This is a genomic window from Robiginitalea sp., from assembly GCF_049588695.1.
In the GTDB taxonomy this organism is placed as follows: Bacteria; Bacteroidota; Bacteroidia; order Flavobacteriales; family Flavobacteriaceae; genus Robiginitalea.
Genome location: NZ_JBAVZJ010000156.1, coordinates 1 through 1,644 on the forward strand (window position 1 = coordinate 1; position 1,644 = coordinate 1,644).

Genomic DNA, 1,644 nt, shown 5'->3' on the forward strand with positions numbered 1-1,644 from the left:
GAGTAAAAACACCCCGAATACGTATATAATCCAGTCGATCTTATTAATAAGGGCTACCCCGAAAAGGATCATTAAGGCCCTAAAGACGATGGCCCCCAGGATTCCCCAAAACAATACACGGTGCTGGTAGATGGCGGGAATGGCAAAAGAGGAGAAAATCACGGCAATGACGAAAACATTGTCAATACTGAGGGACAATTCAATCAAATACCCGGTGATATACTTCAGGACAGCCGTACCGGGAGTGAGATCCGTCGGGTTATCCACGAGGTTCTCTGAAAAGAGCCAGTAAATCACCCCGCTAAAACTAAGGGCCACTGTGACCCATATTCCGGTCCAGATCCCGGCTTCTTTCGAGCGGATGACATGATCATTTTTATTAAAGACACCCAGATCGAGTGCCAGAAAAATGATGATGCAAATGATAAAGATGATCCAGATCCACATGGACGCCAGGTAGTTTTTGTAAATATAAGAATCGAATCGTATGGATAAGAAAAGGAGCCCCTTTAAATCCTTTAAATCCGGGGAATACTTCTATAATCTTCAGGCCATCCGCGTCCGGGACCTGTATTGACTGAAGGCGAACAATAAGAGGGCGAGCAAGCCGCAAAACAGAAAGCCCGCAAATAAGGGTATTACTGTATCGGTGAGAAAGCTTCCGATCCATGCGCTGAGGCCCACAGAAATAATTGTGGCCAAAAATCCAGTGATGGCGGCACCCAGACCCGCAATATGGCCCAGGGGCTCCATAGCCATGGCGCGGAGATTTCCAAAAAGAAATCCGATGGCAAAAAACTGCAGGCATAAAAACAACATCAAAACGGGTATTGATGGGTTGTCCTGCCCAAAGAAGAGCAAAAGGTAAAAAGCGGCTATTAAGGTAAAAGCCACCAGGGAGGCCCCAATGAGACGGTGCATTCCGTATTTGATCACGAGAGAACCATTGATAAGGGTGGCCCCTCCAATAGTAACAGCAAGAGCTGCAAAGAGATACGGAAACAGATCTTCAACCCCGTATTGGATTTCAAAGATGACCTGTGTGGTGCTTAGATAGACCAGGAACGATCCTGTTATCAATCCCCAGATCAGAGTAAAAATAACCGTGCGCCGGTACTGGAATACTTCCCTGAACCCCGACAATAGAATGATAGGGCGGAAGGTTTTGCGATTGCGCAGGGGAAGGGTTTCCGGTTGCCTCAACCAAAACCAAATGGCTACGGCTACCCCGAAGACTACTTGAAAATGAAAAATAGCTTTCCATCCGAAAGTATCCAGAATGGTTTTTCCAAGGGCTGGAGCCACCACCGGTATGAGGATAAAAATAGCGGTTACAAAAGACATGATACGAGCCATAAAGTCTCCGCTGAATTTATCGCGTATCATGGCAATGCTCACGGTGCGGGGCGCAGAAAGGGCCACACCCTGAAGGTACCGCCCGAAAATCATCCAACCCAGATTTGGGGAATTCACACAGAGTATACTGGCCACCACAAACAGGGCGAAACCAATATACACAACCGGTTTGCGACCGATACTGTCGGAAATAGGACCGAACAATAGCGGGCCCGTGCCAACACCCAGGAAAAATATGGAGACGAGCCATTGGTTTTTAACGGGGTCTATATTTCCAACAGCTTGCCC

Annotated in this window: 2 protein-coding genes; both read right to left on the minus strand. The window is 47.4% G+C overall.

The features are described 5' to 3' along the window. Positions 1-447 (minus strand): TerC family protein (locus WBV75_RS03700; protein WP_424119308.1); only part of this gene is annotated, 447 nt, incomplete at its 3' end. Between the two features lie 99 nt (positions 448-546). Beyond that, the coding region (locus WBV75_RS03705) for a multidrug effflux MFS transporter (protein WP_424119309.1) at positions 547-1,644 on the minus strand (1,098 nt) is incomplete at its 5' end.